Below are 23,740 nucleotides of genomic sequence, written 5' to 3'. Positions count from 1 at the left end.
GCCCCCCGCGAGCTACGCGGGCGCGCCCGCCGCCGCCGCCCCGTCGACCAGCGAGAGCAGCCGGCCCGCCTCGTGCGCGAGCGCCGCCTGGACCACGAGCTCCATGCGCTGGAGCTCCCGCAGGAGCCACTGCTCCTGCCCGAACCAGCCCGCGACGTCCTCGAGCCCGGCCCCCTCCGGCAGCGCGCCCACGGCCGCGCGGAAGGCCCGCGCGAAGGCGCGCGAGAGCCCGGGGACGAGCTCGGCGAGCGCGCGCTCGCGCCGCTTCTGGGTGGCGGCGGAGATCGCGGCGTCGAGCCGCTCGAGCCGCGCCGCCTCCGGGCCGAGCGCCCGCAGCGAAGGCGCGAGCTCCTCGCGCAGCGCGCGCGTCTCGAGCCGGATGCGGCCGAGGAGACGGCCCATGAGCTCTCCGAACGGCTCCCAGATCTGCCCTGCCGCGGACGCGAGCGGGCGCCCCCCGCGGTCGCGGGCCGCGCGGGCAGGCAGCACCCCGGCCTGCTCCAGCGTCGCGTGCACCGCCGCCGCGTCGGGGAGCTTGTTCCGCCGGTGGAACGGGGCGGCGAACACCTGGTCGAGCGCCTCCGCGAGCTCGCCGAGGCGATCGGCGGCGAGCGCCCGGACCTCGGCGCGAGCGCCCTCGGACGCCGGCGGCGGCGCGGCGTGGCGGTCGAGGAGCGCGAGCTCGCGCGCGAGCGAGACGCTCCCGTGCAGGTCCATGAGCCCGGCCAGCACCGCCGCAGGATCGGCGAGGTCCGCGAGCGGCGCGCGCGGGCCCTCCGCGAGCGCCGAGACGGCGGCCGCGAGGGGGCGCGAGATCAAAGGCCCGCGGCGGGAAGCCCCGGCTACGGGGTGAAGCGTTCGCACAGCGGCGCGTTGTTAGCCGTCGCGGCGCGGAGCCGCAAGCCTGTCCGTCGCCCCGCTCGCGGCGCGCGTCCCGCGCCTCACGCGCGCCGCTCGTGGTGCGCCGCGCGCCCCCTCACCGCTTGATCGCCGCCGCCTGCGCGCTCGTGGCCCACAGCGCGAACGAGATCTGGTCGGCGCCCTTCGCGACCGCCGACTTGATGAGATCCGCGCCGCCGTGCCCGGCGTTCCGCTCGATGCGGAGCAGGACCGGACCGCCCGCGCTCGCGGACTGCAGCGCGGCGGCGAACTTGCGCGCGTGCATGGGGTCGACCCGATCGTCGCTGTCGGCCGACAGCAGGAGCACCGGCGGATACCGCTTCCCCGCCTGCACGCGGTGATAGGGGGAGTAGGCGTGGAGCGCCTTGAACTGCTCCGGATCGTCGGCGGAGCCATACTCGCTGATCCACGTCTTGCCGGAGCCGAACAGGTGGTATCGCACCATGTCGAGCAGGGGGACGCCGCAGAGGACGGCCCCGAACAGGTCGGGCCGCTGCGTGAGCGCGGCGCCGACGAGCAGGCCGCCGTTCGAGCCGCCCAGGATGGCGAGCCGCTCGGGCCGCGTGTACCCCTCGCCGACCAGGTGCTCCGCGGCGGCGATGAAGTCGTCGAAGACGTTCTGCTTCTTGAGCAGCATCCCGTCCCGGTGCCACGCCTCTCCGTACTCGCCGCCGCCGCGCAGGTTCGCCACCGCGTACACGCCGCCCCGCTCGAGCCAGGGGTACATCGAGGAGGTGAACGCGGGGGTCTGCGACATCTGGAACCCGCCGTAGCCGTAGAGCAGCGCGCGGGAGCTCCCGTCCTTCTTCATGTCCTTGCGGCGGACGATGAACATCGAGATCTTCGTGCCGTCCTTGGAGGGGAAGAAGGTCTGCTCCACGCTGAAGGGCGACGGATCGATGGGCACCTCGATGCGCGCGTAGAGCTCGGTCCGACCCGTCTTGATCGAGGTCGCGTGGATCTCGTGAGGCGAGGTGTAGGACTCGAACGAGAAATACGCCTCGTCCTCGTCGGGCAGCCCGGAGGGGCCGCCGACGGTGCCGATGCCCGGCAGCGGGACCTCGCGGACCAGCTTGCCGTCGAGCGCGCGCACCTCGACCCGGCTCGAAGCGTCCTTGAGATAGCTCAGCGCGAGGTGCCCACCCACGATGGAGACGCTGTCCAGCGTGGCGTCGGGGCGCTCCGGGACGATCTCCTTCCATGCGGCGCGATCCGGCCTGTCCGGATCGACCTCGAAGACGCGGTAATGGGGCGCGCCCTCGTCGGTGTGGACGTAGAGCCGGTCCTTGTAGACCTCGACGTTGTAGTGGGCGTCGCGCCCGACCGCGAGCGGCTTGTCCGCGGCGTGGCCGCCCGGCCTGCGGAGATCGCGAAAGTAGACGTCAGCCGAGGTCCACCCGTGAGAGACGGTGAGCACCAGGAAGCGGCCATCCTTGGAGAGGGACGCGTTCAGGAAGGTCCTTGGATCGCCCGTCCTGCCGCGCACCACGCGATCCTGCTTGGGATCCTGGCCGAGCCGGTGGAAGCGCACCTCGGCGTAACCCGGCCGCTCGGCGACCGGGATGGACGGGTCCGTGGGGAGCCAGACGTAGTAGAAGCCGTCGCCGGAGGGCGTCCACGACGCAAAGGCGTACTTGGCCCCTTCGATGACGTCCACCTCGGAGCGCTTGCCGGACGCGACATCCATCACATAGAGGGTCGCCTCATCCGAGTTGTTCTGCTGGATCTTGTAGGCGACGTTCTTGCCGTCCCACGACACCTCCCATCCGCCCAGCGAGACGCTGCCGTCCTCGGACCAGGTGTTCGGGTCGAACAGCACGCGCTCCGCGCCGCCCTTTCCCTCCTTCCAGTAGACGACCGACTTCTCCTTCGTCGCGTGCCGCCGGCTCAGGAAGTACCGGCCCCTGCGGTGGCGCGGCGCGGAGACCGCATCGATGTAGAATAGCTGCTTCAGCCTTGACGCGATCGCGTCCCGCTCGGGGAGCCGGGCGAGCTCGGCGCGCGTGAACGCGTCCTGAGCCTTCATCCACTCCTTCACCTCGGGTGCGTCGCCGTCCTCGAGCCAGCGGTACGGGTCGGTGATCTCGACCCCATGCAGGGCGTTCGTCACCGGGGCGACGCGGGTGGGCGGGTACGCGGGGCGGCTCGGGTTTTCGGGGGCGGGCGCGGGCGCGGCGCTGGCCGCGGTGGGGAGCAGAGGGGAGCTTGCGGTCATGGTCGGACCTGACGGGTGTGCCTCGCCACCTCCGCAGGCGCCAGCGAGAAACGCCGAGAGGAGCAGGCAGGGAGGATACTTCATGGTGCGACAAGCATACCGTGCCCCCGCCGGCAGGAGCACGCGGGTTCGCGGGGCGCGCGCCCGGGAGCGAGCGTCGTGCGAGGCGGGTCGCCGGGGAGGGCGGGGCTGCCGCGCCGGCCGGAGGGCGGGAGGTCACATGATAGGCTGGAATATCCGATAGATACGCTTCGAGCGCGCTTCTCGTCGTGTCCCGACCTGCTGGTCGTGGCGAGACTGGAGGGGCGGCTGCGGCATGACATCTCTTGATTCTCGAGAAGGCGTTTGCTCCTCTTGGCTCCTCTCCTCGGACGATGCCCCCGCGCGGTATAAAAGGCGCAGCACCGAGCCACAGCGCTGCCGCCGGCGCCTTCCTGTCGATTCTCGTCTTTTCCGACGAGCTCGCCCCCGGCGCTGCGAACCGCCTCCGCGCCGAGGTGCTCGCCGGCATCGCGCTCGACGGCGTCGACGCCCGAGGTCCGGCCGAGAAGCTCCCCGAGCTCCTGGGGGCCGCGGTCGAGCTGACCCGCGCCGACGATCTCGGGCTTCGCCTTGCGAAGGCGGCGGACCCGCGCCGCTTCGGGGTCGTCACCTATGCTGCTTCCACGAGCCCCACGCTCCGCGCCGCCTACGAGCGGACCGCTCGCTAACTGGGGCTCTGGAACGAAGGAGTCCGCCTCGAGCTCGACCGCGATCGCGCGGCGTGCCTCACGTCGATCGTGCTCCGGTTTCAGGGGAAAACGGCCATGGCCGCTCCCGATGGCCTTCGCCAGCTCGCGGAGCTCGGCAGCGCCGCCATGCTGATGCTCGGCCGCTCCTTCACCGGCGCGCCGATCTCCCCGGTGCGCGTCGAGCTGGCGTCATCGGCCCCGGCCGACGTGCGGCCTCACGAGCGCCTGTTCGCCGCGCCGATCGCCTGGAACGCGCCGGTGCCGCGGCTGATCTTCGATGACGGGCAGCGCGCGGGACCTCTGGCGAGGTCGCAGAACGCCGCGCGCTTGGCGTCGCGCGCCACCTTTCTGGCGCGTCCGGGCAATGTACGCCGTCGAGCAAGGCGCTAGAGCGACAAACGGGTTGAAACCACGAGAAAAAGCAGGAATTTCACAGGGAGGCGGGGAGGCGGGGAGCGAGAGACGGCAAGAGGGAGAAAATCATTCTTTTCTTCCTCCCCGCCTCCCCGCCTCCCTGTGAAAATTCTCCGGGTTTCAACGTGATCGTTGTTCTAGGGTCGAGTCATCGAAGCCGCCACGCTGCGCCCAGCGGGACGATCCGCGCGCACGCCGCTTCGACAAGAGCCTTACCACCAGCGGTCCGGCGAGCGCGCTCGCCGCAACCGCACAAGGAGCCCCATGGCAACGCACAGCCTCACCCTCCCCGGCCACGGCCAGGTCGATGTCACCGTCGACGCGTACGGCGCCGGACACCCGTTCCTGCTCCTGCACGGCGGCGCCGGTCCCCGGTCCGTGGCCGGCTTCGCCAAGACCCTTGCCGAAGGCAACCACGCCCGGGTGATTGTTCCCACCCATCCAGGCTTCGACAGGACCCACCGCCCGCAATGGCTGACCACCATCTCGGGCCTTGCCCAGCTCTACCGCGCCCTGCTCGACCAGCTGGAGCTCGTCGACGTCACCGTCGTCGGCAGCTCCATTGGCGGCTGGATCGCCGCCGAGCTCGCCCTCCTGCAGAGCCAGCGCATCAGCAGCACCATCCTCGTCGACGCCGTCGGCATCGACGTCGCCGACCAGCCCGTCGCCGACATCTTCTCTCTCACCCTCGCCCAGCTGGCGGAGCGCAGCTACCACAACCCCGAACGGTTCCGCATCGACCCGGCCAGCCTCAGCGACAGCCAGCGCGCCGCCATGGCCGCCAACCGGGCCACCCTGCGCACCTATGGTGGCACCATGACCGATCCGACCTTACGCCCACGGCTGGCCGCCATCTCCCAGCCCACCCTCGTCCTCTGGGGCGAGAGCGACGGGATCTGCACCCCCGACTACGGCCGCGCCTACGCCGCCGCGATCCCCGGCGCCCGCTTCGCGCTGCTCCCCGACGCCGGTCATCTCCCCCAGATCGAAACCCCCGAGCCCCTCCGCCAGCTCGTCTGGGACTTCGCCGAGACCCACGCCACCCACCGACCCGCCACTCGCTGATCCAAGATCACTCCCACCTTCATCCAAGCAGCCCGGGAACGGCGCTGTCGGGCGCCGGCCGGGCTCTTGAAATTCCTGCGGTCCGTGAGAGGCGCCTGCCGCATCGCCCCGGCTACACCGCGGCGAGCCCGGTAGCGCCCTGGGGCAAACAGCCTACCGGCGGGCCCAGCGAGGTCAGCGCGCCGCTCGGCTCGATCCGGTAGCCGTGCACGACGGTCGGGCCCGCGCCCGTGAAGGGCGGCACGCTGAACCCATCAGGGCTCAGCACGTAGAGGAAGTCGTCGCCCATGCTCACGGCGCAATCGAGGGCCAGCCCGCTCGTGAACGCCGCCTGCACCGTCGCGCTCAGCGGCCCCACCGGCGTCAGGCCGCCGCTCCGGTCGACGCGAAGCGCGGTGACGGAGCGCGAGCCCGCCGACGTGATGAACGCGAACGTCGAGGGGCCGGCCGTCGCGGTCGCCACCCAGCACGCCGCGGTCGTGAAGATGCGCTGCTCCGCGATGAGCCGCATTTCCCCGGTGGGGGCGACGCTGTAGCGCGAGACCGAGCTGTCGCCGGTCAGCGACAGGTTCGAGAGGATGACGTGGCCGCGCCGATCGAACGTGAAGCCGAACGGCGCCTGGCCGGCCTTCACCACGTCCTGCCGGCGGACCGGCCCGGGCATCCCGTGATCGTCGACGGTGACCGTCTCGAGGCTCCCCATCGGCTCGCCGTCCCCGCGGCTCGCGATCACAAGGACATCACCCGTCCGGTTGAACGCAATGGTGGCGATACCGGAGCCGCTCAGCGAGCGCGATGCGCCGGCGAGCATCGTCAGCTCTCCCGTGTGGCCGACCCGGTATCCCTGGATGCTCTTGCTGTCCGCGTTCGCGACGTGCAGCACGCCCTCGTGCAGCGCGAGGGAGACCGGGCGCGCGCCGTTCGACGAGACAAGGCCGACCCGCTGGAGCTCCCCGCCTCGGCGGACGACGAACGAGGAGATCGTGCCGCTCCCCGCGTTGACGGCAAAGAGCATGCGCCCGTCCCGGCTGACGACCAGGGCGCTCTGGGACTCGAGGATCGGGAAGCCGAGCGGAGGGTTCGGGGCGTGGCCGTTCCCGCCCGTCGGATAGGACGCCCCGGGGGAGAGCATGCCGTCGCCCGCCCGGTGAAACACCTGGATGGCATTCGGGGTCGCGTTGGTCATCACGTAGACGGCGCGTCGATCGTTCTTCGCAACATTGTTCATGACTCGATTCCTTGAGGTGAGCGTTGATGGATGCGTTGGAATGGGCCCGTGAGCCTCAGAGGACGCCGATGCCGGCCGGGCTCCCGCCGGGGCCGAAGCGCTCCTCCGGCGCCCTGTCGCCGTCGACGGTCCTGGGGAGCCCGCCGTATTCGCCGATCTTGGTGAGCCTGCCGTCGTCCTCGATCCGCCAGGCGCCCACGCTCCCGGAGCCCGGCAGGACGTCATAGAGGAATCGGCCGTCGGGGCTGATGCCGAGATCGAGCGGCGTCGAGCCCTGCTGGCTCGCGCCGGGGGCGCCCGCGCGCTCGTCGGTGAGGCCGGCCTGCTCGTCGAGCACCGTCAGGCTGCCGTCGTCCCCGATACGGAAGCTCGAGAGGGTGCCCGAGGTGTAGTTCGCGGTGAACGCGAACTCCCCGTTGTTCTCGAGCCAGCACGGATCGAGCTGGCTCACCTTCGCTGTCCGCGTGATCGGCGTGAGCGTCCCGTCCGCGTTGATCTGAAACGATCCGGCCGCGCCGGCGAGATCATCACCGCCCACGAACAGGGCCGTGAGCAGGTGTCCGGCCGCGTCGAACGAGAACCCGAACGGGCCGTCGTTGTCGAGGTCGGTCTGCGTGAATGTCTGCGCGAGCTGGCCGTCCTCGAGCACATCGAACACGAGCACCCGGCTCGGACCGGTCGGGGTCACGCCGTCGATCAGGCCCGCGGCGGGCCCGTCCTTGATCGTGACGACGAGCTGCCTCCCGCTCGGCGTGAAGGACGCCTGCGCCGGGTTGAACAGCGTGTCCGGCGGGCTGACCTGGTTCGCGGAGAGCAGCCGGGTCGAGCCGGGGATCGGCGTGAGCTTCCCCTGGCTGCTCAGGCGAAAGCCGGTGACGCTCCCCTCGCCGGCGCCGTTCAGCGCATAGACGAGATCGCCGTGCTGGGTCACGCTGTTCGGGAAGCCCGGCCCGGCGCCATCCTTGGTGGGCTGGACGTCGGTGACCTCGAGGGTGTCCTTTCCGACGCGGAGCACGGAGAGCGTGTCGCTGCCGGCGTTCGTGACGAACAGGAATGCCCGGTCCTGGCTGAGCACCATCGAATGGGACGAGCCGAGGCCGTCACCGGCAAAGCGCGCCGAGGGCCCCGACCCCTGTCCGCCGGTGTCGACGTGATCGGCGAGCTCGAGCGATCCATCGGCGAACCTGCGGTACACGGCGACCTGGTTGGCAGGTTCGCCGGCGTCGTGCGTGTTGTTATGGTTCGTCCCCACGAACACGAACCCGACGGCGCTCTGGCCGTCCGCGGGGCTCTCGGGTTCACCCCCGCAGGCGCTCAGACAGGCCGACGCCAGGGATACGAGCAACAGGGCGCCAGTTGATTTTCTCATAGCTGCCTCTCCATTCTTTGATGGTTTGCGCTGACCGCAGCGCGCCATGCGAGCATTGCGGCCGTCGTGCGGCGTCCACGGGCGAGCCCGTGTCCGGATACGGCCGCATGCTTCGGCGTTCGACGCGTCGCCGCGCTCGTGTCGAGCGGCGCCCAGTCCTACGGCGAAGGCGCCGAGCGGTTTCTGGGTGAGCTCGATCTTTCAGATCGAGGCGGCGACAAGGGCGGAATGTGGGAGCGGAAACGAAGGAGGTCGATGGAAGCGGGAGGACTACATGTCCTGGACGACCGCGGCCTTCTGCTGCAGCGGGCGGGCATCGCGCAGCGGCGAGTTGCCGAACATGCGCGAATACTCGCGGCTGAACTGCGAGGCGCTCGTGTAGCCGACCTGGAACGCCGAGACCTCGGCGCCAACGCGCGGTCGGCGACGAGGGCGTCCCGACCCGCGACATCGCCGGTGTGATCGGCCGCAAGCTCGGCTTGCCTGTCGCGTCGGTCCCCAAGGAGCACTTCGGATGGCTCGGCGGGTTCTTCGCGCTCGACACCCCCGCGTCGAGCGCGATCACGCAGGCCCGGTTCGGCTGGAAGCCCGAGCAGGCGGGCCTGCTCGCCGACCTCGAGCACGGCACGTACTTCGCGCGCCCCTAGCGGCGTACGCGATCCCGGCCCGCGCGGCCGAGCTCCAGGCGCGCCGAACGCCGCCCGACCTTAAGGACGAGCTCGCCGGCAGCGGCCAGGGGGAATCGCGGAAAGACCCCCATTTCCTCGTCCAGGCGCACGAACGCCGCGCAACGCAGCCTCCTCGGTCGTCATCTCGGAGAACGGGTGAGCCCTCCTCGGCTCGCTCCCGGCATTCCCATGGCGCGCTCCTCCGGACGGCGAAACCTCCTCATCTCGCGCGGCTGGGTCCAGGCGACGGCCCTCGTTTTCCTGTTCGGGTTCTTCGTGCTCGGCCTGCTCGCCTACCGCACCTACGCGGCACAGCCACCCATCCCCGCGCGGGTGGTCGACCCCGCGGGGCGCGTTCTGTTCACGGGCGACGACGTGCTCACGGGTCAGGAGCTGTTCCTGCGCAACGGGCTCATGGAATACGGATCCGTCTTCGGCCACGGCGCCTACCTCGGCCCGGATTTCACCGCCGATTACCTCCGCCGGGCCGCCTCCCACGCCGCCTCTCGCCACGGCGGCGCGGGCTCGGCGGAGGCGCTCGCGCGCACCGTCGGCGATTTTCGTCAAAACCGCTATGATCCCGCGACAGGGACGCTGGTCTTCACCGACGCCCAGGCAGAGGCCTTCGAGCTGCTGAAGGATCACTATCGCCGCTTCTTCGCCCAGCCCAGCGGCAAGCACGGCCTGCGCGCCGGCCTCTTCTCGGACGCGCGCGAGCTCTCTCAGCTCACCTCGTTCTTCGCCTGGACGGCCTGGACCGCCGCGGCGGAGCGCCCCGGAGAGGCCTACTCGTACACAAACAACTGGCCTCCAGAGCCGCTCGTCCGGAACCAGCCCACGGGCGAGCTGGTGATCTGGAGCGTGCTCTCGCTCATCGCGCTCCTCGGCGGGACAGGCCTGCTCTTCGCGGCCTTCGGGCGATGGCGCTTCCTCGGGTGGCACGGGCGGGAAGGGCACCGGCTCAGCTTCCGCCAGCCGGGCGAGGTCGCCTTGACCCCAGCCCAGCGCGCGACGGCGTGGTTCTTCCTGGTCATGGCGTTGCTGTTCACCCTCCAGTCCGTCCTCGGAGGCGCCACGCAGCATTATCGCGCCGAGCTATCCAGCTTCTTCGGGATCAACCTGGCCGGGGCCTTCCCCTTCAACCTGGTGCGCACGTGGCACCTGCAGCTCGCCATCTTCTGGGTCGCGGTCTCCTATCTCGGCGCGGGCATCTTCATCGCGCCCATGATCAGCGGGCGCGAGCCGAGAGGCCAGAGCTGGCTCGCCTACGGTCTGCTCGGCGCGCTCGTCATCGTCGTCGCGGGCAGCCTCCTCGGCGAGCTCCTCGCCATCCACGGCGCGTCGGACAGCATCTGGTTCGCGCTCCAGGGGTTCGAGTACCTCGATCTGGGTCGCTTCTGGCAGGTGCTCCTGACGCTCGGCCTGTTCGCCTGGGTCGCGCTGCTCTTCCGCGCGCTCCGGGGTCGGCTCGCCGTCGAGCACCGGGGCAACATGCCCTGGCTCTTCTTCTTCGCCGCGCTGGCCATCCCGGCCTTCTACGCCGTGGGCCTGCTCGCGCACCCGCGCGCGAACTTCACGAGCACCGACTTCTGGCGCTTCTGGGTGGTGCACCTCTGGGTGGAGGACTTCCTCGAGCTGTTCACCACGCTCATGGTGGCCTATCTCTTCGTCCTGCTCGGGGTGGTGGCCGAGGCGATCGCGCTGCGGCTCATCTACCTGGAGGTCATCCTCTACTCGGCGGGCGGGGTGATCGGCACCATGCACCATCTGTACTTCTCCGGCACGCCCGTGGAGCACATGGCGCTCGGCGCCTTCTTCTCGGCCGCGGAGGTGATCCCGTTGACCTTCCTCACGGTGGAGGCGTGGACCTTCCTGCGCCTGGGCATCGCGCAAGGAGGCCAGTCGACGAAGCCCTTCCCGCATCGCTGGGCCATCATGTTCCTGGTGGCCGTGGGGTTCTGGAACTTCCTGGGGGCCGGGATCTTCGGGTTCCTGATCAACCTGCCGATCGTGTCCTATTACGAGATCGGCACCGCGCTGACCGCCAACCATGGGCACGCCTCGATGATGGGCGTCTATGGCATGCTGGCCGCCGGGCTCGCGCTCTTCGCGCTGCGCTACCTGATGCCCGCCGAGCGGTGGTCCGACAGGGCGGCCAAGATCAGCTTCTGGTCGCTGAACGTCGGGCTCGCGTGGATGGTCTTTGCCACGCTGTTCCCGCTCGGGCTCATGCAGCTCCACCACGCGGTGAGCTACGGGTACTTCGAGGCTCGAGAGCTCCAGTACCTGACGAACCCCACGAACCGCCTCATGGAGTGGATGCGCCTGCCGGGCGATGTGCTCTTCATCCTCGGCGGCACCCTGCCGCTCCTCCTCCTCGCTTACCGCGGCGTCCGCCATCGCGTCCCGCAGCTCGCGGGGCCGGAAGCCCGGGACAACCTCTTCACCGAGATCGAGGCGCCGCCCGACAGCGCCGGGAGCGCCGCGCCCTCGGGCGCGGGGCAGGGCGAGCTCTCGTGAGCGTCTCGCCGGAGGCGCTGCTCGGCGCCGGGTATGCGGTGCTCCTCCTGGGGATCGCCGCCGGGATCCGGGCGTTCGGAGGAGCCAGGGCCGAGCCCGCGCCCGGGTGGCCGCACGACGACGCGCGCCGCTTCCATCTCGGCCTTTCGCTCGTGGTCCTGCTCGTGGGCGATTGCATCGTCGGGGCGGTCGCGCTGCGGAACCACGGCCTCGCCGATCTCGGGATCCTCGGCCTCGCCGCGGCGCTCGTGACGAGGGCGCTCGCCAGGGGCCTGGCCGCCTTCGCCCGAGGCGGTCGTCACGCCTAGATCGGCTGTTCCAGGCGCGGTGAAGGGCGTTCTCCGGGAAGGGACCTGCTTCATAGAGAGGAGGCCACACGATGACCGAGAGTCTGAAGGAGCCGGAGGCAGGCAACGGGCAGCCCGAGATGGACGAGGCCGGGCGCTTCCATTCGCTGCTCGTCCCCGTCGATCTGACGGCCATTTCGGACCGCGTCCTCGGCCGGGTCGCACGTCTGCCGCTGGCCGATGGAGCGCGCGTCACGCTGCTTCACGTCGTTCCCGGCAACCTCCCCGCCAGGGCCCAGGACCGCGCCGAGCGGGATGCCAGAAAATCACTCGCGAGCGAGGCGCGGCATCTCGCAAAGACGCTGCCCAAGGGCGTCGACGTCGAACCGGTGGTGAAGATCGGCAGCCCGGCCGCGGAGATCGCAGGCTGCGCGACCTCGACGAGGGCCGAGCTCATCGTCATGGGTCGCGGCGGCAGCCGCGCGCTCCGGGACACCTTCCTCGGCTCGACCGCGGAGCGTGTCATCCGCCGCGGGCAGCTCCCGGTCCTGGCGGTCCGGCTGGCTCCTCGCGCGGCGTACAGCCGGCCCGCGGTCGCCCTCGATCTCGAGCGAGGATCCACGGATGTGCTCGCGCTGATGCTCCGGTTGATTCCGACCCCGCGGCCGCGTGTCCTGGTGATCCATGCGTTCGACACGCCCTATCGCGGAGCCATCTATCGCAGCCTCTCGGAGGAGGACGCAGAGGCATGGAGCAGCGAGCTCGAGCGAGCAGCTACACAGCAGCTCGTGAAGCTGCTCGCTGCCTCGCTCGCGCGGGCGGAGGTGCGGCCAGCAGAGGCGCCGCGCTGGAAGATCCATGTTCGACGCGGCTCCGCCCGGCTCGTGATCGAGAAGGCCGTCAAGAAGGCAGACAGCGACCTCCTGGTGCTCGGCACCCACGGCTACTCCGGGGTCGCTCACGCCTTCCTCGGGACGGTCGCTGGAGACGTGCTGCGTCAGGTCGCCAGCGACGTGCTGATCGTGCCCGCTCGGCCACGCGCCGAGGAGCCCGAATGAGGCTGAACCGCCCTCAGGGGTCGCGGCGTGGAGCGAGCGGAGGCGGAGCGTCGGCGGCTCCCGCGGCGCGGCGGCGGAACAGCGCCACTCGTGCCAGGAGCAGCGTGGTCACAGGGACCGTGATGGAGAGCATGATGACGATGAGCCACGGGTGCAGCACGGGCCGGGACTCGATCGTCGAGGAGTAGAGGATGCCCGCCAGCGTCACGCACCAGCTGCCGAAGGTGTACGCCAGCGCGGGGGGATGCATGCGCAGGAAGAAGTCTGGCAGGCGCAGGAACCCGAACGCGGAGATGACCACGAACAGGCCGCTCAGCACGAGCAGCGCAGCGACCGCCGCCTCGACCCAGAGGGGAAGCTGGTTCATTCAATCACCTCACCGCGCAGGATGAACTTCGCCATCGCGGACGAGCTCACGAAGCTGAAGAGCGCGATCAGCAACGCGGCGTCGAAGTACGTGTCGCTCCGGTGACGAATGCCGAGCACCAGCATGACCAGCATCGCGTGGAAGTAGAGCAGGTCGAGCGCGAACACGCGATCCTGCGCCCGCGGCCCCCGGATCAACCGGATGACCACCAGGACCGACGCGACGGCGTAGCAGCCGAGCGCGAAGGCAATCGCGCCAGACAGGAGTGCGCTCATTCGAAGATCTCCCTGAGAGGCTCCTCGTAGCGAGCCTTGAAGCGGGCGACGAAGGCGCCTTCATCACCGACATCCCACACGTGCAGCAAGAGCGCGTGCCGATCGAGCGCGAGCTCCGACCACACGGTGCCAGGAACCACGGTCGTCACCATGGATAACGCGGCCAGCCCGACGGGGTCACGCAGGTCGAGGGGCACGATCACGAACCTCGACCGCGGTCGCCGCCATTGCCATGTGACCACGCCCCAGGCGACCTCGAAATTCGAGAGCAAGACGTCGTAGCCGACCCTCAGGATGAAGCGCACGACGACCAGCGGTCGCCGCGCCCGGACATTCGTGAGCCGCAGGGTCGAGGTGAGGAGCGGCACCGCCAGCGCGAGCCCCAGCCCGAGGACGATCTGGCCCGCGCTCGTGGAGCGCTCGAGCGCCAGCCACAACGCGAACAGCGCGGCGGACAGCAGCGGCGCGGGCACGATCTTCTTGAGGAAGGTCACGGTGCCCCCTCCTCTTCGATCACGGGACGCGTCGGCCCCGGGCGAGGCCTCGCCGACAAGACGGCCTCGATGTACGCCTTCGGCGCGTGCAGTCCCGCGGCTGTGGCGCGCGTGGCGCGCATGACCGGCTCAGCGTACAGCGTGAGCAGGATGCAGCAGAGAAGGAGGCCGAGGACGGAGGCGGCCTCGACGACCTTCAAGCGGGGCGGGAGCCGTCCACCCGTCAACCAGAAGTGTCGAATGCCCGCCCTCGCGAGGGAGATGGTGGCCGCGAGCCCCGAGAGGAGCAGCAGCCCAAAGAGGATCCACGCGGCGGACGAGACGGGGGCGCCGGCGCTCGCGTGGCCGTCCGCTCGGGGCGACAGGAGGGCGGTCAGCAGCGAGGTCTTCGCGACGAACCCCGAGAGCGGCGGCAGCCCCGCGACGAGCAGCGCGCAGACCATGAACGCCAGGCCGAGCAACGCGATGGACACCGGAAACGCCTGGCCGACGAGCGGCGCCTCCTCTTCATCGAGGTTGGTGTCCTCGCCCGGCTCCACGTCGAGGTCCGGCACCCGCCGCTGTCCATCGGAGCCGACGCGCTCCACCAGCTCGACGAGCAGAAAGAGCGCGCTCACCGCCAGCGTGGCGCTCAGCATGTAGAACAGCGCCGCCGACGTCACCGCGGGGGTCCCCGTCCCGAGCGCCGCGAGGAGCGTCCCCGACGACACGATCACCGAGAAGCCCGCGATGCGCCCGAGGGACATGGACGCCATGAGGCCGATCGCGCCGAAGGCGATCGTCGCGAGCCCTGCGTAGAGCAGGACCGTCCCCCCGAACTGCGCTGAAGCGCCCGCGGAGAAGAACAGCGTCCACGTGCGCACGAGCGCGTAGATGCCCACCTTGGTCATCAGCGCGAAGAGCGCCGCGACAGGCGCGCTCGTGGCCGCGTACGCCGGCACCAGCCAGGAGTTGAGCGGCCAGATCGCCGCCTTGATGAGGAACGCCACGGCGAGGACCGCCGCGCCTGCATGCAAGAGCCCGCGATCGCGCGCCGGGACGAGCGCGAGCTTCTCGGCGATGTCGGCCATGGAGAGCGTGCCCATGACGCCGTAGAGCACCGCGAGGCCGACGAGGAAGAGCGACGACGCGAGCAGGTTCACAGCGATGTAGTGGAGCCCCGAGCGCACCCGCGGCCACCCCGACCCATGAAGATGCAGGCCATACGACGCCGCGAGCATCACCTCGAAGAACACGAAGAGGTTGAAGAGGTCCCCCGTGAGAAAGGCGCCGTTGAGCCCCATCAATTGAACCTGGAAGAGCGCATGGAAGTACGCGCCCGCGCGGCCCCACGCGGCCTCGGCGTAGAGGGCGGCGCAGAGGCTCACCACGCCGACCAGCACCAGCATGAGCGCCGAGAGCCGGTCCGCGACGAGCACGATCCCGAAAGGCGCCTCCCAGTTCGACATGAGATACACACCGGCGGCGCCGGACGAGCCGCCGGCGTCGGCGCCGCGCAGGATCTGGAGCGCCACGAGGAGGCCTGCCAGGGCCGCGCTGATGTTGACGATGGATTTGGCGCGCTTGCGCTTCTCACCGAGCAGGAGCAGCAGGGCCGCCGTCATCAGCGGCAGCACGACGGGCGCGACGATGAGGTGCGGGAAGCGCTCGGTCATGGCTCCTCCCTCGTTCCATCCACGTGGTCGGTGCCGCTGAGGCCGCGCGAGGCGAGGAGCACGACGAGGAAGAGCGCCGTGGTCGCGAAGCCGATCACGATGGCCGTGAGCACGAGGGACTGCGGCATCGGATCCGTGTAGTGCTGGAGATCGGCCGGCGCTCCAGGTCGCACGATCGGCGGCTTGTCGATGAAGATGCTCCCCATGCTGAAGATGAAGAGGTTCACCGCGTACGAGAGCAACGTGAGCCCCATGATCACCTGGAAGGTCCGCGGACGCAGCACGAGCCAGACCCCGGCTCCGCCGAGCACGCCGATGACGAGCGCGAGCAAAGCTTCCATCTAGCTCGTGCCCTTTCTCGTCGACGGCGCTGGCCCCTGCGTCGATCGCCGGTGCGCGCGCAGCGACTGGTGCGCGAGCGCCGTGAGGGTGAGGAGCGTCGCTCCCACGACGGCCGCGAACACGCCGAGGTCGAAGAAGGTGGCGCTCGGCAGGTGGACTTCGCCGACCAGCGGCAGCCTGACATGGGCCGTGTGCGTCGTCAGGAAGGGATAGCCGACGGCGAGCGCGCCGAGGCCCGTCGTCGCCCCGAGCAGCAGTCCAGCGGCGATCCAGCGCGCCGGACGGAGGCGCGCGCGCGCCTCCAGCCAGAGCGCCCCCGAGACCATGTACTGCATGAGCATCGCTATCGCGACGACGAGGCCGGCCACGAAGCCGCCGCCTGGCTCGTTGTGCCCACGAAGAAGGAAGTGCGCCGCGACGAGGACGGAGACCGGCAGGAGCACGCGCGCGATGACCGCCGGCACCATCATGTATCCGCGCTCGGCGTCCTCGGCCGTGCGCGGCTTCATGAGGTCGGTGACGATGTCGGCCGGCAAAGCCCTCTGTTGCTGGGGCTGCTCGACGCTCTCCGGCGGCGGTCGAAAGCGGCGCAGGAGGGCGTAGACCGTGAGCGCGACCGCGCCGAGGACCGTGATCTCGCCGAGCGTGTCGAAGGCGCGAAAGTCGACGAGCATGACGTTGACGACGTTGGCGCCTCCTCCCTCCGGCAGCGCGCGGCTGAGGAAGAACGGTGAGATGCTGTGCGGCGCCGGCCGGGTCAGCATCGCATAGGAGAGCGCGGCGAGACCGCTGCCGGCGCCGATCGCGAGCAGCAGATCGCGCGCGCGCCGCGCCCTGTCGCGGGCCGTGACAGGCCTCGAAATTCCTTCGATGCGCATCGGCAACCAGCGCAGCCCGAGCAGGAACAGGATGGTGGTGACGACCTCCACGACGACCTGCGTGAGGGCGAGGTCCGGCGCCGAGAACCACATGAACGTCAGGCAGGTGACGAGGCCCGCGCCGCCCATCAACGTGATCGCGATCAGCCTGTGGAACTTTGCCATCACGGCGGCGCCGACCGCGCAGACCGCGCCGATGCCCCACAAGATCACGAACGCAGGCGACGCGGGGAGCCTGTCCCGGTCGCCCCACTCCAGCGGGACGCCGTGCCCCGCGAGGAGCGCGAGGAGGAGCGCGACCGCGATGATCGCGAACATCTGCGTCTGAAGTCGTCGAGTTCCGACGAGCCCGAGCGCCCTCCGCGAGAGGCGCGTGAGCCCGAGCAGCGCGCCCTCGAACAGCCGCCTTCCGTTGAACCGCTCGATGAAGGGCGTATCCTGGAGCCGCCCCTGCTCCTGATGCTTGCGCAGCCAGAGGTACCCGACGACGCCGCCCGAGATGGCGACGAGGCTCATGACGAAAGGCTGGTTGAAGCCGTGCCAGATGGCGAGGCTGTAGTCCGGCAGCGTCCCGCCGACCACGGGGCGGGCGGCCGCCGCGAGCGATGGCCCGATGGAGATCGTCGGCGCGACGCCGACGATGAGGCAGCTGAGCACCAGGAGCTCGATCGGTGTCCGCATCCACCGCGGGGCTTCCTCCGGCTGGCGAGGGAGATCGGTCGACGGCGGGCCGAAGAAGATGTCGTAGCCAAAGCGCAGCGAGTACACGACCGCAAAGACCGCCGCGAGCGTCGCCAGCGCCGGGAGCCCCACTTCCACCGACGGGTGCGCGGACAAGAACACCGTCTCGGCGAAGAACATCTCCTTCGACAGAAAGCCGTTGAGCAGCGGTACGCCGGCCATCGCGCCGCTCGCCACGAGCGCCAGCGCGCCGGTGCGAGGCATGGCGCGAATCAGGCCATTCAAGCGTCGGATGTCGCGTGTCCCGGTCTCGTGGTCGACGACGCCCGCGGCCATGAACAGCGAGGCCTTGAACGTCGCGTGGTTCATGATGTGGAACACGCCGGCGACGGCGGCGAGCGCGCTGTTGAGCCCGAAGAGGAGCGTGATGAGGCCGAGGTGGCTGACGGTCGAGTAGGCGAGCACGCGCTTCAGATCGTTCTGGAACATCGCGATATACGCGCCCAGCAGGAGCGTCGTCATGCCCGCGCCGCTGACGATCCAGAACCACAGCTCGGTCCCCGAGAGCGCCGGCCAGAGCCGCGCGAGCAGGAATACGCCCGCCTTCACCATGGTCGCCGAGTGCAGGTAGGCGGACACCGGCGTCGGCGCGGCCATCGCCCGCGGCAGCCAGAAGTGAAACGGGAATTGAGCGCTCTTGGTGAGCGCGCCGAGCAAGATGAGGACGAGCGCGACCGGGTAAAGCGGGTGTGCCCGAATGAGGGCGCCCGAGGCGAGGGCCACATCGAGCTCGTAGCTGCCGACGATGTGGCCGAGGAGGATCACGCCTCCGAGGAGCGCGAGCCCGCCCGCGCCGGTCACGGTGAGCGCCATGCGCGCGCCCCGCTGCGCGTCCACCCGGTGATGCCAGTAGCCGATGAGCAGGAACGAAACGAGGCTCGTGAGCTCCCAGAAGAGGACGAGCTGAACGAGGTTGCCCGAGACAACGACGCCCAGCATCGCGCCCATGAACGCGAGGAAGAGCGCGTACAGGCGCGCCACCGGATCCTCGGGGGACATGTAGTAGCGCGCGTACAGACAGACGAGGGCGCCGATGACGGTGATGAGCACGGCGAACATCCACGCGAACCCGTCGATCCGGAGGACCAGATCGAGACCGAGTGAAGGCACCCACGAGATCGTCTCGCGGATCACGCCCCCGTCACGCACCCGCGGAAACAGGCTGATGACCCAGGCCGCCGCGCCGGCCGACACGAGCCCTGCGCAAGCCGCAAGCTCGGACCGTGCCCGCGTCGGCAGGAGCGCGGTGAGCACGCTCCCGAGAAATGGCAAGAGGAGCAGGGCGACCACAGGCATGGCGCGCGAGTGTACTTGCCGGCCGCGCCGTTTTCAGCCAAAAGACGGGAGGGATCGCGGCGCTTGCGGCCTGCGCGACGATGTCGGTCAGGTAGAGCTCGCCCTGCGCGACACCGCGCTCGAAGGCAGAGGTCGCGAAGCTGCATGAGCGGTCCTGCGAGTCCAGATCGACGTCCCCGCACAGAGGAAGCCGACCAGGATGGGATAGACAGCGCAGCGCTCGACGAGGCCGATGAGGACATTGGCCCCCGAGCTGGCGACCGCGAGGAAGGCCACCATCGAGGCGAGCCCGAACACGCCGAGGGCGACCATGGCCCTCCCGGCCTTCGGAGTGACTCCAGTCTGTTGGCGCTGGCGTCCAAGGAAGATCACGAGCACGTTGCCCCCGACGATGGACGCGAAGGCGCCCAGGCCGTGATAGTCGATGGCGCCGTCGGGCGGCTCTCCGGAACCGGGGTTGAGCGCCAGCAGGACGCCGCCAAGCGCCACGAGAGCTCCCAGGATCAGCGCTGCCCAGCGGCGCCAGCTCCGCAGGCCCTCGAGCGCGGCGACACCGATGAAGAACATGATCCCGAAGAGGAAGAACCCGGTGTTCATGACCCAGGCGAGCGGCGAGTTCATGAACTGGCCAAGCGCCTCGAGGGGGCCACGCACTCCCAGGTTGCTGATGTAGTGATGCGTGTAGCTGTAGGGAGGGTCCGTCCACGCCGCGGCGGCGATGAGCTCGGCGAGGAAGAAGATCACGGCCCCGGCGACGAGCGCCGCGCCGGCGGGGCGACCTTGCATCATCGGGTTCGCCTCGGGGTGAACCGCCGGGCCTCTCTCGTGTCGCAGCATGTTGAACAGCCTGCGCCGTCGCGTTCAAGGCCACCAGGACATTGATCGCAACGGTTTCAGACCCTATAGGTCTGAAACATGGAGCTACGTCACCTGCGGTACTTCGTCGCCGTCGCGGAAGCGGAGCACTTCGGAAGGGCGGCCGAGCAGCTTCACGTCTCGCAGTCGCCCTTGAGCCGGCAAATCGCGCAGCTCGAAGAGGAGATCGGCGTCGAGCTCTTCGTGCCCTCGGGACGCGGGGTGAAGCTGTCCGCCGCCGGCCGGAGCTTCCTCGAAGGTGCGCGTGCGACGCTGGCTCGCGCCGCGCTCGCGGTCGAGGACGCCCGCGCGACGGCGCAAGGGCGTATCGGGACGATCGTGGTCGGATTCGACGGCGCCCTGGCCGACGCCCTCCTGCTGCCGGGGATCGTGCAGGCGTTCCGCGCGCGTCACCCGCGCGTCGAGGTACGCCTTCGGCCGCTGCCGAGCGAGGAGCAGGTCGCCGCGCTGCGCGACGGCAAGATCTCGGTCGGGTACGGCTATCATTCGCCGGAAGACGACCCGCTCTTCCGCTTCCGCGTGCTGTACCGCGAGCGCGTCGGCGTCGTGATGTCGAAGAGCCATCGCCTCGCGGCGCGGCGCACGCTGAGGGTCGCGGACCTGAAGCAGGAGCGCTTTCTCTGGCCTCCGCGCAAGGAGGGCCCGCGCCTCCAGGACGACATCATCGCTGCCTTCCGGGCGCATGATCATCGGCTCGAGCTCGCCCACGAAGAGGCCAGCAGCGATGTGATCCTCATGCTCGTGGCGAGCGGCGAAGGTCTCAGCTTGTTTCCCGAGAGCGCCGCGTCGACGCTCCTTGCCGGAGTGGTGTTCAAGCGGGTTCGAGACCTCGACGTCGTCGTCCTTGGCCGCTCGGTGTGGCGCGCCATGGACGACAAGGACCTGCTCGTGCGGTCGCTCCTCGAGATCACGAATTCGGAGCACGGATCGAACCAGGCCGGACGGAGACCGCCCGGCTCCGGCGGCCCGCCGTCGCTGCTGGTACGCGGATTGCCTCGAAGCTCATCATGAAAAAGCAGCAGAAGAATCAGCCGACACGAGCGACGAGCCAGCAGAAGCAGGCGGACCCGGCGGCGGAGGGAGAAGCGAAGGAGTGCTCGCCGGAGGACGAGCTCGCCGGAGGCGCGGCCAAGGGGGCGCTCGCCGGAGGCCTCCTCGGAGGCGCCGGCGGCGCGGCCGTGGGCGGCGCGGCCGGCCTGATCGGCGGCGTGCTGGGCGAGGACGAGAAATCCGGCTGGTGACCGGCATCAGCCGCCCGGTGGAATGGGCGTCAATCAGAGATGGGGCACTGCTCGTAGCAGCGCCAGGCCTCCGTGCTGCGGTCCGTGCCGCCGGCGAAAGATGCCTTGATCTCGTCGCAGGGCGCGTCGAGCACGCACGACGCGCGACACGCCTCGTGTTCGGAGCAGCCGGCGAAGTCGTCATCGAGCTCGAGGTCGTCGACCCCGCAAGCCTCGGCGTGCTCGACGGCATCCGCGCATGTCCCCGTTTTGCAGCCGGCCGCGAGCAACGCGGTCGCAACGAAAATCGACGCCATGAGATAAGTCTTGCGCATGGTCCAGCCCTGCAGCTCGCAACGTGTGGATGGAGGGGAGCCGGCCGGCCCATGCAGCGCGGCGCCCCGGAAGCGGCCCGCCGTTGTCGCCGGCCCCTTCACCCTGGGAAGAACGTGACGGAGCCAGTCTGGGCACGGACCGATGTCGATTTTTGAGTTCGAGTCTTGCTGGAATCCGGCGGAGGCTCAACCGGGCGCCGTACGCCGGCTCAGTAGGTCTCTGCGCACACGCCGTAGCCGCACGGATAGACCATGAAGGCGCCGGCGACGGCGCTTCGCAAGCCCGGGAAGGTCGCGAGCGCCGCCCCCGTCTCGATGTCATAGAGGACGCCGTCATAGCGCGAGTAGAGCGCCGTCGCCGATACCGGCTGGATCCCGTAGTTGTCGCGCACATCCGTGGAGTCGGTGCGGATGGGGATCCTCGGCAGCGGCGGCGCGTCGACCGGGTTGCCTCATCGTCGGTGATCTAGATACGGTCGAGCACCTTCATCGCGTCGTCGGGCAGCTCGAGATCTGCCGCCGCGAGGTTCTCGCGCAGGTGCGCGACGCTCGACGTCCCGGGAATGAGAAGGATATTCGGCGAGCGCCGCAGCAGCCACGCAAGCGCGACCTGCATCGGCGTCGCGCCGAGCTGGCGCGCGACGTCGGACAGCGTCGAGGACTGGAGCGGCGAGAAGCCGCCGAGCGGGAAGAACGGCACGTACGCGACGCCCGCCGCGGCGAGGCCGTCGATCAGCGCGTCGTCCTGCCGGTGCGCGAGGTTGTACAGGTTCTGCACGCACACGATCTCGGTCATCGCGCGCCCCTCTTCCACCTGCCTCGCGGTCACGTTGCTGAGGCCGATGTGGCGGACCTTGCCCTCGCGCTGCAGCTTCATGAGCGCGGAGAGCGGCGCCTCGATCGAGCCTTCCGCGGGTCCCTGCGCGTCGAACAGGACGCGCAGGTTCACGACGTCGAGCACGTCGACGCCGAGATTCCGGAGGTTGTCGTGGACCGCGCTCGCGATGTCCTCGGCGGCGAACGCCGGCTCCCAGGATCCCTGTGGGCCGCGTCTCGCGCCGACCTTCGTGGCGATCACCAGATCCCTCGGATACGGGTGCAGCGCCTCGCGGATGATCTGATTCGTGACGTGCGGCCCGTACACGTCGCTCGTGTCGATGTGATCGACGCCGCTCTTCACCGCCTCGCGCAGCACGGCGAGCGCGGCGTCGCGGTCTCTCGGCGGTCCGAACACGCCCGGCCCGGCGAGCTGCATGGCTCCGTACCCGAAGCGCTTCACTGTGCGACTGCCCATCTTGAACGTCCCGGCCTTGGCTAGATTCGTCATGGCTGTCGACGGTAGGCCACGACGGGGTGTATGATAAGAGCCTCGAATCAGCACGGCCTGTACGGAAAGGCGAACAATGGCAGTGGATCTCGACGACGTCCGGGTCTTCGCCGCGGTGGCGCGCGCCGGCGGCTTCCGCGAGGCGAGCCGCACGAGCGGCACGAGCGCGTCGAGCGCGAGCGAGGCGGTGCGCCGGCTGGAGGGCGAGCTCGGCGTTCGGCTCCTTCATCGGACGACCCGCAGCGTCGCGCCGACCGAGGCAGGCGCGCGTCTCCTCGAGCGGCTCGGTCCTGCGCTCGCCGAGATCGCAGCGGCGCTCGACGTCGTGAAGAGCTCGAGCGAAAAGCCGGCCGGCACGCTCCGGCTGAACGTCCCCGTCGTCGCCGCGCGGCTCGTGCTCCCGCGGATCTTGCCGCCGTTCCTCGCCGCATATCCCGATATCCGCGTCGAGGTGACGGCGGACGACACGCTCGTCGACATCCTCGCCGCGGGCTGCGACGCAGGCATTCGCTACGAAGAGACGCTCGAGAAAGACATGATCGCGGTCCCGATCGGCCAGCGCGAGCAGCGCCTGGCGCTCGCGGCGTCGGGCGCCTACCTCGAGCGGCACGGGCGCCCGACCCACCCGCGCAAGCTCCTCGATCACGCATGTCTGCGCGGCCGCTTTCCGAACGGCGCGCTGTGCCCGTGGGAATTCGAGCGCGACGGCGAGGTGGTGAAGGTCGACCCGACCGGCCCGCTCGTCGGCAGCCTCGGGAGCGCGACGGACCTCCTCGTGGACGCCGCGATCGCGGGCACCGGTCTCCTCTACTGGTTCGAGGACTGGCTGCACCCGCACCTCGAGAGCGGCGCCCTGAAGCCGGTCCTGGAGCGCTGGTGGTCGCGTTTCCCGGGCCCCTTTCTCTATTATCCGAGCCGCCGCCACATGCCCGCCGCGCTTCGCGCGTTCGTGGACTTCGTCCGCGCGGGCAGCAAATGACGCGCGGGCGCGCCCGCCGCGACGGGGGCGCGCAGGAAAATCGAGCCGGATCGCGTCGATCGAACCACGAGTGAAAGCGCGAGGAGAACGCCGAGGAACGGAGCGTAGGCGAAGCGCGAGAACACGGAGCGCTCCGAGGCGCTCCGCGCAACGCCCGATTCGGAGCTTGCCCGCGTCTCGTGCCGCCCGTCCTGGTGAAACACGCCGGAAGGCCCGAAGCGAGCCGCGCGGACGATCGGGACCTGATTCTCGATCGCGCGCATAGAGCGACAAACGGGTTGAAATTTGACTGAATTCAATGAGCTGCGAGCCCCCGTCGAGCTGCCAGAAAGCAAGCTCCAAGGGCAAGGAATGCGGGAAAGAGAGAAACCGCAAGGGGCGCAAGGGACGCAAGGGACGCAAGGGACGCAAGGGACGCAAGGGACGCAAGGGACCAGAGACGAGATATTATCTTTCCTTCCCTTGCGCCCCTCGCGCCCCTTGCGGTTTCTCTTCCCTTC

The 23,740-nt window shown here is 69.8% G+C and carries 21 protein-coding genes and 2 pseudogenes; 9 read left to right on the top strand and 14 right to left on the bottom strand.

Annotated elements, in window-relative coordinates:
• Positions 1-12 precede the first annotated feature (12 nt).
• Both WMF22_RS47305 and WMF22_RS47300 read right to left on the bottom strand, forming a co-directional pair.
• Entirely contained in the window at positions 13-819 is an 807-nt protein-coding gene (locus tag WMF22_RS47305) for a hypothetical protein (RefSeq protein WP_437296396.1), read from the bottom strand.
• A gap of 157 nt (positions 820-976) precedes the next feature.
• The gene (locus tag WMF22_RS47300) at positions 977-3,115 is read right to left on the bottom strand and encodes a prolyl oligopeptidase family serine peptidase (protein WP_438034030.1); all 2,139 of its coding nucleotides are present in this window, start codon (positions 3,113-3,115) and stop codon (positions 977-979) included.
• A 374-nt stretch (positions 3,116-3,489) separates the two neighbouring features.
• Here WMF22_RS47300 and WMF22_RS47295 point away from each other — a divergent pair.
• Positions 3,490-4,236 (top strand): annotated as a pseudogene (locus tag WMF22_RS47295) (AraC family transcriptional regulator ligand-binding domain-containing protein).
• Between the two features lie 288 nt (positions 4,237-4,524).
• Positions 4,525-5,325, top strand: a complete 801-nt coding sequence (locus WMF22_RS47290) for an alpha/beta fold hydrolase (RefSeq protein ID WP_438034029.1) — start codon at positions 4,525-4,527, stop codon at positions 5,323-5,325.
• Between the two features lie 112 nt (positions 5,326-5,437).
• On the opposite strand, the gene WMF22_RS47285 is transcribed toward WMF22_RS47290, so the two are convergent.
• Positions 5,438-6,553, bottom strand: coding sequence for a lactonase family protein (locus tag WMF22_RS47285; protein WP_438034028.1), 1,116 nt, complete (start codon positions 6,551-6,553; stop codon positions 5,438-5,440).
• Positions 6,554-6,608: 55 nt separating this feature from the next.
• On the bottom strand, positions 6,609-7,922 hold the full coding sequence (locus WMF22_RS47280) for a lactonase family protein (protein WP_438034027.1): 1,314 nt from the start codon (positions 7,920-7,922) through the stop codon (positions 6,609-6,611).
• Between the two features lie 431 nt (positions 7,923-8,353).
• Here WMF22_RS47280 and WMF22_RS47275 point away from each other — a divergent pair.
• From WMF22_RS47275 to WMF22_RS47260, 4 genes and pseudogenes are all read left to right on the top strand, one after another.
• Positions 8,354-8,569, top strand: a pseudogene (locus WMF22_RS47275) (3-beta hydroxysteroid dehydrogenase); the annotation flags it as partial.
• A 210-nt stretch (positions 8,570-8,779) separates the two neighbouring features.
• A complete protein-coding gene (locus WMF22_RS47270) occupies positions 8,780-11,110 on the top strand; it encodes a nitric-oxide reductase large subunit (RefSeq protein WP_438037339.1) in 2,331 nt (776 codons plus the stop codon).
• Positions 11,107-11,418: a hypothetical protein gene (locus WMF22_RS47265; protein WP_437296390.1), complete on the top strand. Its 312-nt coding sequence runs from the start codon at positions 11,107-11,109 to the stop codon at positions 11,416-11,418. Before WMF22_RS47270 ends, WMF22_RS47265 begins: the two co-directional genes overlap by 4 nt.
• A 71-nt stretch (positions 11,419-11,489) precedes the next feature.
• Positions 11,490-12,455 carry a universal stress protein gene (locus tag WMF22_RS47260; protein WP_437296389.1) on the top strand — a complete coding sequence of 322 codons (966 nt, stop codon included), beginning with the start codon at positions 11,490-11,492 and terminating at the stop codon, positions 12,453-12,455.
• Between the two features lie 13 nt (positions 12,456-12,468).
• Here the strand turns inward: WMF22_RS47260 and WMF22_RS47255 are convergent, their stop codons facing one another.
• The 7 genes from WMF22_RS47255 to WMF22_RS47225 form a co-directional block, all read right to left on the bottom strand.
• Entirely contained in the window at positions 12,469-12,822 is a 354-nt protein-coding gene (locus WMF22_RS47255; protein WP_437296388.1) for a Na+/H+ antiporter subunit G, read from the bottom strand.
• A complete protein-coding gene (locus tag WMF22_RS47250; protein ID WP_012241190.1) occupies positions 12,819-13,097 on the bottom strand; it encodes a K+/H+ antiporter subunit F in 279 nt (92 codons plus the stop codon). Before WMF22_RS47250 ends, WMF22_RS47255 begins: the two co-directional genes overlap by 4 nt.
• Entirely contained in the window at positions 13,094-13,591 is a 498-nt protein-coding gene (locus WMF22_RS47245) for a Na+/H+ antiporter subunit E (protein ID WP_437296386.1), read from the bottom strand. Before WMF22_RS47245 ends, WMF22_RS47250 begins: the two co-directional genes overlap by 4 nt.
• Entirely contained in the window at positions 13,588-15,246 is a 1,659-nt protein-coding gene (locus WMF22_RS47240; RefSeq protein WP_438034026.1) for a monovalent cation/H+ antiporter subunit D, read from the bottom strand. Before WMF22_RS47240 ends, WMF22_RS47245 begins: the two co-directional genes overlap by 4 nt.
• A complete protein-coding gene (locus WMF22_RS47235; protein WP_012241187.1) occupies positions 15,243-15,587 on the bottom strand; it encodes a Na+/H+ antiporter subunit C in 345 nt (114 codons plus the stop codon). The genes WMF22_RS47240 and WMF22_RS47235 overlap by 4 nt, the downstream gene beginning before the upstream one ends.
• On the bottom strand, positions 15,588-18,503 hold the full coding sequence (locus WMF22_RS47230) for a monovalent cation/H+ antiporter subunit A (RefSeq protein ID WP_438034025.1): 2,916 nt from the start codon (positions 18,501-18,503) through the stop codon (positions 15,588-15,590).
• An 87-nt stretch (positions 18,504-18,590) separates the two neighbouring features.
• The gene (locus WMF22_RS47225; protein ID WP_438034024.1) at positions 18,591-19,340 is read right to left on the bottom strand and encodes a DUF998 domain-containing protein; all 750 of its coding nucleotides are present in this window, start codon (positions 19,338-19,340) and stop codon (positions 18,591-18,593) included.
• A gap of 78 nt (positions 19,341-19,418) precedes the next feature.
• On the opposite strand from WMF22_RS47225, the gene WMF22_RS47220 reads away from it, so the two are divergent.
• Both WMF22_RS47220 and WMF22_RS47215 read left to right on the top strand, forming a co-directional pair.
• Complete coding sequence (locus tag WMF22_RS47220; protein ID WP_438034023.1) at positions 19,419-20,390, top strand: LysR family transcriptional regulator; 972 nt, start codon at positions 19,419-19,421, stop codon at positions 20,388-20,390.
• Positions 20,387-20,620 (top strand): hypothetical protein, encoded by a 234-nt coding sequence (locus WMF22_RS47215; RefSeq protein WP_437296381.1) that lies wholly within the window; start codon positions 20,387-20,389, stop codon positions 20,618-20,620. Before WMF22_RS47220 ends, WMF22_RS47215 begins: the two co-directional genes overlap by 4 nt.
• Positions 20,621-20,649: 29 nt before the next feature.
• Here WMF22_RS47215 and WMF22_RS47210 read toward each other — a convergent pair whose 3' ends face one another.
• From WMF22_RS47210 to WMF22_RS47200, 3 genes are all read right to left on the bottom strand, one after another.
• Complete coding sequence (locus WMF22_RS47210) at positions 20,650-20,916, bottom strand: hypothetical protein (protein ID WP_438034022.1); 267 nt, start codon at positions 20,914-20,916, stop codon at positions 20,650-20,652.
• A gap of 227 nt (positions 20,917-21,143) precedes the next feature.
• A complete protein-coding gene (locus tag WMF22_RS47205) occupies positions 21,144-21,326 on the bottom strand; it encodes a hypothetical protein (RefSeq protein ID WP_437296379.1) in 183 nt (60 codons plus the stop codon).
• Positions 21,327-21,400: 74 nt separating this feature from the next.
• On the bottom strand, positions 21,401-22,261 hold the full coding sequence (locus tag WMF22_RS47200; RefSeq protein ID WP_438034021.1) for an aldo/keto reductase family oxidoreductase: 861 nt from the start codon (positions 22,259-22,261) through the stop codon (positions 21,401-21,403).
• Between the two features lie 76 nt (positions 22,262-22,337).
• Between WMF22_RS47200 and WMF22_RS47195 the strand changes: the two genes are divergently transcribed.
• A complete protein-coding gene (locus tag WMF22_RS47195; RefSeq protein WP_437296377.1) occupies positions 22,338-23,240 on the top strand; it encodes a LysR family transcriptional regulator in 903 nt (300 codons plus the stop codon).
• The last annotated feature ends 500 nt before the right edge of the window (positions 23,241-23,740 follow it).

It is taken from the genome of Sorangium sp. So ce204 (assembly GCF_051526795.1).
Taxonomy (GTDB): domain Bacteria; phylum Myxococcota_A; class Polyangia; order Polyangiales; family Polyangiaceae; genus Sorangium; species Sorangium cellulosum_B.
Note: the sequence above shows the minus strand (reverse complement) of the source record. Positions and strands in the feature narration are given on the sequence as shown.